Below are 6,167 nucleotides of genomic sequence, written 5' to 3' on the forward strand. Positions count from 1 at the left end.
AGCGTTAGCATAGCAAAAAGAACTCTTGGAACGAGAGGGATAGCTCGGTCAGTTTTCGTTGGCTACTAAAAGCAACGATAAGTCGAGAAGCCCCCGCTTCAAAAACCGTTAGATTTTAAGTGGCGGGTAGTTCACTAGACTAGAGAGGATTTAGTAAGATGAACGTCCTATTAGCAGAAGATGATCTCCGGCTTGGGAAGCTCATTGTTCATATGTTAAAGAAAACAGGAGAATATAAGATTGATTGGGTAACCACGGGAAATGACGCTTTTGATTATGCCCTTATGTCACACTATGACGTGTTAATCCTGGACTGGATGATGCCAGAAGGGGACGGAGTGGAAGTATGCCGCCGGCTGCGGAAACAAGACTATTCAGGAGCTATCCTTATCCTTACTGCGAAAGATGCCGTCCAGGACCGAGTGGCAGGATTGGATTCGGGGGCGGATGATTATCTCATTAAACCATTTGAAATTGATGAACTTCTTGCACGCCTGCGGGCACTTTCCAGGCGAAATTATGCCCCTATCGTCGAAGAGACGGTCGATCTTCATGGTCTCGTGTTAAATCGCACAAGTTATACGATTCATCGAGGAAACAAGCATATTCAGTTAACACCGCGCGAATTTCAATTATTCGATTTGCTCGTCCGAAATAAGGGACAAGTGCTGCCCCGTGACATTATCCTCGACCGTGTATGGGGGTTTGATGCGGATGTGTCGATTAAAATCGTTGATGCGACGGTGAAATTGCTCAGGAAGAAGCTGCATATGCTCATTCATCAAGAGTTGATTCAAAGTAAACGCGGGGTGGGCTACAAACTTGAAATTTAATATTTTGTCGCGTCTTAGCGACCCATTCAAAAAGGACGTATTCAAGCGCACGCAAATTCGTTTGACTCTTATTTACAGCGCACTTCTCATGCTTTTTCTGATCCTTTTTATTGTCATTGTTTATACGCTTGTTTACCAAATTAACTCGAATCAACAGGAAAAGCAAATTCAAAAACTTGCCGATCAAGAGTTGATCGTCATCAAAGACCAATTAATGAGGGGCAAAAAAGTAGGTCCGGATATCACGGTAATAGGGGAGGATCAATTTTTTTATTACGTAGTGAATTCTGATGGCCAGCTAATTGCAGGAGATGAAGTCAATCCCCGATTGCGTGAAGATTTGTTGAAGAACTTGATCGGGTGGATTCCTCAAATGGATGAAACGCGATATCAAACATTGAAAGAAACACATCGTCATCCATGGGAACAACGAGAAGCGATTGGCGAATCGGAATCGCGTGACATTCGTCTATTGATGGCGGGACGGCCGATTTATAACGGAAATCAATTGATTGGCGTTTTTTATATAGGAAAAAATATATCCTATCAATATGGGCTTTATAAATTGCTGCTTATTATTTTAAGCATATTGGCAGTAGTCTTTTCAGGAGTTGCCGTATTTATCAGTTACATCATGTCAAAGCGCGCAATGATCCCAATCATTCAAGCTTATACAAGGCAGCGTGAATTTACTGCGGATGCTTCCCATGAATTGCGGACTCCTTTAAGTGTGATGCTGTCTTCTATTAATGCGTTGGAGATGGAAAACAGTCTCGAGAAGGACGAATTTTCCCGCAGCCTATTGTCCAATATGAAAGACGAAGTGAAACGCATGACAAAGCTGGTCGCCCATTTGCTGACATTGGCCCGATCGGATTCAGATAAAATTGAGCTGTTTGTAGAGAGGTTGGATTTTCGTTCTGACGTCGATAAATTAATCCAAACGATTAAGCCACTTGCGGATTCAAAACAAATAAAAGTAGGGTTGCATGCTCCAAATGCACTTGTTGTTTATGCGGATCGCGAGCGGCTAAAACAGTTATTGTACATTTTGCTTGAAAATGGGATAAAATACACGCCAAATGGGGGAGAAGTCGATTTAACGCTTTCTTTGGAAACGTATAAACAATCGAAAACATTGACGATCGCTGTACGAGATACGGGAATAGGAATTGAGCCAGAACACCATCATCGCATTTTCGAACGATTTTATCGAGTGGATCCATCCCGGTCACGCCAAATGGGAGGTCACGGTTTAGGGCTGGCCATTGCGAAGGCGATTATTGATTCCCATCACGGAACGATTCACGTTGAGAGCCAGCCCGGACAAGGCACCACCTTTACGATAAAAATCCCTGTGGCGGATCCAGCCAATGAATAGACGCGCAAGAAACTTTTTTAAAAGGTTCTTGCGTTTTTTTTGTGCGCTTTTTCATTTTTTCACTCAATTTTCATCATTGAAGGATAAAGTAACAGATGAGTAGGACAAAGAGAACTCTCCTGCTCTTACACCCTATAAAAAGTTTAGGAGGAATGTACATGTTGAAGAAAAAATCAATCGGCTACATATTGGCAGGAGCATTATCACTTAGCGTTGCGGGGGTAGTTCCTGTATTTGCCGCAAGTAATGATGATAGCAGTACGGCAGCAAAATCACATGGAGAGGCACTGTTTTCAAAACGAGGGCACGGTTTTGGTTTTAAAGAAGGGTTTAGAGCCGATCCGGATATGATTAAGCAAAAAGCGAAGGAATTAGGTATTAAAACAACAGGAAAAGATACAGAAACTTTGATGAGAGAAATACGCAATACGGAAATCAAAAAAGAGGCCAAAGAGCTGGGCATTAAAACCAGCGGAAAAGAAATCGACACGTTAGCGAAAGAAGTACGAGAAGCACGAATTAAGAAAGAAGCAAAGGAACTGGGGATCAAAACAGCGGGAAAAGATATGGACACGTTACAATTAGAAATTCACAAAACCCGGATAGAGAAAGAAGCCAAAGAACTGGGGATCAAAACAGCGGGAAAAGATATGGACACATTACAATTAGAAATTCGTAAAACCCGGATAGAGAAAGAAGCCAAAAAATTAGGCATAAAAACGGCAGGAAAAGATATGGACACGTTAGCGAAAGAAGTACGAGAAGCACGAATCAAGAAAGAGGCAAAGGAACTGGGCATCAAAACCAGCGGAAAAGAAATCGACACGTTGGCGAAAGAGGTACGAGAAGCACGAATCAAGAAAGAAGCAAAGGAACTGGGCATCAAAACCAGCGGAAAAGAAATCGACACATTAGCCAAAGAGGTACTAGAAGCACGAATTAAGAAAGAGGCAAAAAAATTAGGCATTAAAGCAGAGGGAAAAGATATTCCAACTCTTGCGAAAGAAGTGCATGATCGGCAAATCCTTCAAACTGCGAAAAAACTCGGCATTGTTACAAAAGGTAAACGTACTGAAGAAATTTTGAACGAGATTATCACCAATCATGCTGATAAGGTAAAAGACTTAGATCTTTTTCCATTTAAAGACCGTGAGCATCCATTTGGAATTTTTCATATGAAAAGGGAGGGCTTCGATTGGAAGGACAAAGTCGTTGAACGGTAAAAAGAAGCAGGCAGCTCATGATAATTAACTCATCAAAAAAGCAGTGAGGTGCATGAACCACGCTGCTTTTTTGAATGATGTATATTCTGTTTGTAATTTTAAATGCGGAGGACATAACATGAAAAAGAATTATACAAAAATCGTATTCGATTTACTGATGGCAATAACGTTTGTGTTGCTAATGAATCCAAGAGTATTAAACGGGCTGTCCTTTCATGAAATTGCCGGGCTTGTAATAGGAGCAGCGATTCTTATCCATATCGGATTGAACTATCGGTGGGTAGTTACGACAACGAAAAAAATTTTTGATAGCAACCTCCCTAAAAAGACGCGATTTAGTTTTTTCTTAAATATTTTGCTATTAATTTCGATGGCTACCGTTATTATTTCAGGCATATTCATTTCCAGGGTAGTGTTTCCGGGTCTGGCTATTCAAGAGGGCCACGCGATTCGTGGCATCCATAGTTTATCAGCCGACATGACACTCGCATTGGTTGGCTTGCATATTGCGGTACATTGGCAGTGGATCATGAACATTTGTAGAAAAGCGTTTCAATCGAAGGAAGGAAAACTTAGAAGGGGAGCCATTGCATCAGTTGTCCTGGCACTTGCCGTTTTGGCAGGCGGAATCCAATGGTTTTCTTCATCAGCTTCTACCAATGCAGGTGATTTCAACAAGAAACAAATGCTGCAAAAAGGCGATGGACAGTTTGCCAACAATGTACATCAAGGACCGCCCGACGGAGATTTAGGTGAAGGGAAGTTTCACGGAAGAGATGGACACGGCGGCAAGAGCAATCCATTTCTCGTCGTTCTTAACTATTTCGCGATATGGGCAGCCATCATCATTCCAACTTATTATGTGGAACAACGCATTTTGAGGAATAAAAGAAAATCAAGATTGGTTCATCCTCAAAATGTAGGATAGCAGCTATCGATTAAAACAAAAGAAAGTGGCTATGAAAATAATTTTTGCTGAAAGTATGTTTTTATCCCGGGTAAACCAGGCATTATAATTAGATATTCGAATGAAAAGGTGTGCCAGATATGGTACTCCTTTTTAATGCAAAATCCATATCGTTATGATTCTCGATATTTTCAGGAAAGTGTTGTAAAATTTTAGAGAGAAATAAGAACTGCACATTAATGAATTGCCTCTTAAATTTCTGTCCCCATTAATCACCATTCTTACAAACATCTCAAACATCTTATAAGTTTTTGAAAACTATATTGAAAAGAAGGTTAGAGAGGATGTTGACTATTGCCAATGCCTTATAAATCTAGAACTGAATCTAAAGAGTTGCAAATTCTAAAACTTTTATACAGGAGAATGGATTTGCCTGATCAAATGAAGCAGTACTATTTCAATCTGAAAAAAGGGTTTGAAGGGGAGGTGAAGTTTGATTTATTGACAAAGGAACTTCAATGTGAATGCTTTATCTTTAACGATTTGATGCTCTCTATCAATAACACGGCGATCCAAATTGACTCACTCATCATTGCTTCAGAAACCATTTATATTTTCGAAGTGAAAAATTATGAAGGGGACTATTATTATGAATCCGATAGACTGTACATGAAAAACAAAGTAGAAGTGAATAACCCGCTCATTCAATTAAAGCGAAGCGAATCGTTGTTACGCCAACTGCTGCAAAGTCTTGGATATCATTTGCCTATTGTTGCTTCCGTTGTTTTTATCAATCCAGAGTTCACCTTGTACCATGCACCTCTTCATCTCCCATTTATTTTTCCAACACAACTTAACCGCTATTTTAGAAAACTTAATAACCTGCAATCAAAGCTCAGTCGCAAACACAAGGATCTAGCCAATCAATTGTTTTCGCTTCATTGTGAAGAATCTCCTTATAGGCAGCTGCCATCTTATGATTTTGACAGGCTGAGGAAGGGAATCACTTGTGCAAAGTGCGACTCATTTTTCACTTACATAGAACGAATGAACGTTTGTTGCAAGGAATGCGGGAACAATGAACTGATTGCAACTGCTGTAATGCGTAATGTAGAGGAATTCAAGCTTCTATTTCCAGATCGGAAAATAACCACAAATGCCATTTATGAATGGTGTAAAATCATAGAATCCAAAAAGAAAATTAAAAGAGTTTTAGAAACAAATTTAAAAATTGTCGGGGCCAATCGCTGGTCCTATTACCAATAAAAATATTGACTCTACTATAAGGCATTGTCCCATCAATAGAGAAATTTTGTTAAAAGTGTGTTCTAAAGGGCAATTATGAGGAACGAAGGCAAGGTTATTTCAGATAAAGCCCGTCTCAAGGGCAAAAATGAAGGCTGAAGGCGGAAATCTGTCCAAGAGAGCGCGTCTCAAGGACAAAAATGAAGGCTGGAGGCGGAAATCTGTCCAAGAGAGCGCGTCTCAAGGACAAAAATGAGGACCAGAGCCAGAAATCTGTCCAAGAGAGCGCGTCTCAAGATGATGTAAAATATCTTGTGTAAGTCAAAGAAGGCCTTCTCAAAATAAAAAAAGTAGGGTACTCTCGGAATTGTCGAAGATTCCAGAACGAGAGGAGACCCTACTATGAATTTTAGTATAACCGATATTCTGTCACAAAATCAATTGGATCAAATGGTAAAGGATTTTTTGAAAGAGAAGATTGAATTCCTGCTTCAGGAGGAGATCAAGAATTTCATCAAAGTAGAAAACCCGGATCAAAAGCTACAGCGTAACGGCTATTACCCACGGGGCTTAGACAC

5 protein-coding genes are annotated in these 6,167 nt (G+C 40.3%); all 5 read left to right on the top strand.

The annotated features are described in order from the left end of the window. The first annotated feature begins 158 nt into the window (after window positions 1–158). The 5 genes from H538_RS0117865 to H538_RS0117885 all read left to right on the top strand — a co-directional run bounded on the left by H538_RS0117865 (window position 159) and on the right by H538_RS0117885 (window position 5,610). Entirely contained in the window at window positions 159–833 is a 675-nt protein-coding gene (locus H538_RS0117865) for a response regulator transcription factor (RefSeq protein WP_026678750.1), read from the top strand. Beyond that, a complete protein-coding gene (locus H538_RS0117870; RefSeq protein WP_051291547.1) occupies window positions 823–2,214 on the top strand; it encodes a sensor histidine kinase in 1,392 nt (463 codons plus the stop codon). The genes H538_RS0117865 and H538_RS0117870 overlap by 11 nt, the downstream gene beginning before the upstream one ends. A 158-nt stretch (window positions 2,215–2,372) precedes the next feature. Beyond that, window positions 2,373–3,437: a coiled-coil domain-containing protein gene (locus H538_RS25210; protein WP_051291548.1), complete on the top strand. Its 1,065-nt coding sequence runs from the start codon at window positions 2,373–2,375 to the stop codon at window positions 3,435–3,437. A gap of 118 nt (window positions 3,438–3,555) precedes the next feature. Then, window positions 3,556–4,365 carry a DUF4405 domain-containing protein gene (locus H538_RS0117880; RefSeq protein ID WP_026678752.1) on the top strand — a complete coding sequence of 270 codons (810 nt, stop codon included), beginning with the start codon at window positions 3,556–3,558 and terminating at the stop codon, window positions 4,363–4,365. A 339-nt stretch (window positions 4,366–4,704) separates the two neighbouring features. Next, window positions 4,705–5,610, top strand: a complete 906-nt coding sequence (locus H538_RS0117885; protein WP_026678753.1) for a nuclease-related domain-containing protein — start codon at window positions 4,705–4,707, stop codon at window positions 5,608–5,610. The last annotated feature ends 557 nt before the right edge of the window (window positions 5,611–6,167 follow it).

This window comes from Fictibacillus gelatini DSM 15865, assembly GCF_000430745.1.
Lineage (GTDB): Bacteria > Bacillota > Bacilli > Bacillales > Fictibacillaceae > Fictibacillus_A > Fictibacillus_A gelatini.

What these genes read in the sequence shown, in the direction of transcription:
- H538_RS25210 (WP_051291548.1), top strand. Translation starts at nt 2,373, where the DNA reads ATGTTGAAGAAAAAATCAATCGGCTACATATTGGCAGGAGCATTATCA.
- H538_RS0117865 (WP_026678750.1), top strand. Translation starts at nt 159, where the DNA reads ATGAACGTCCTATTAGCAGAAGATGATCTCCGGCTTGGGAAGCTCATT.
- H538_RS0117885 (WP_026678753.1), top strand. Translation starts at nt 4,705, where the DNA reads ATGCCTTATAAATCTAGAACTGAATCTAAAGAGTTGCAAATTCTAAAA.
- H538_RS0117880 (WP_026678752.1), top strand. Translation starts at nt 3,556, where the DNA reads ATGAAAAAGAATTATACAAAAATCGTATTCGATTTACTGATGGCAATA.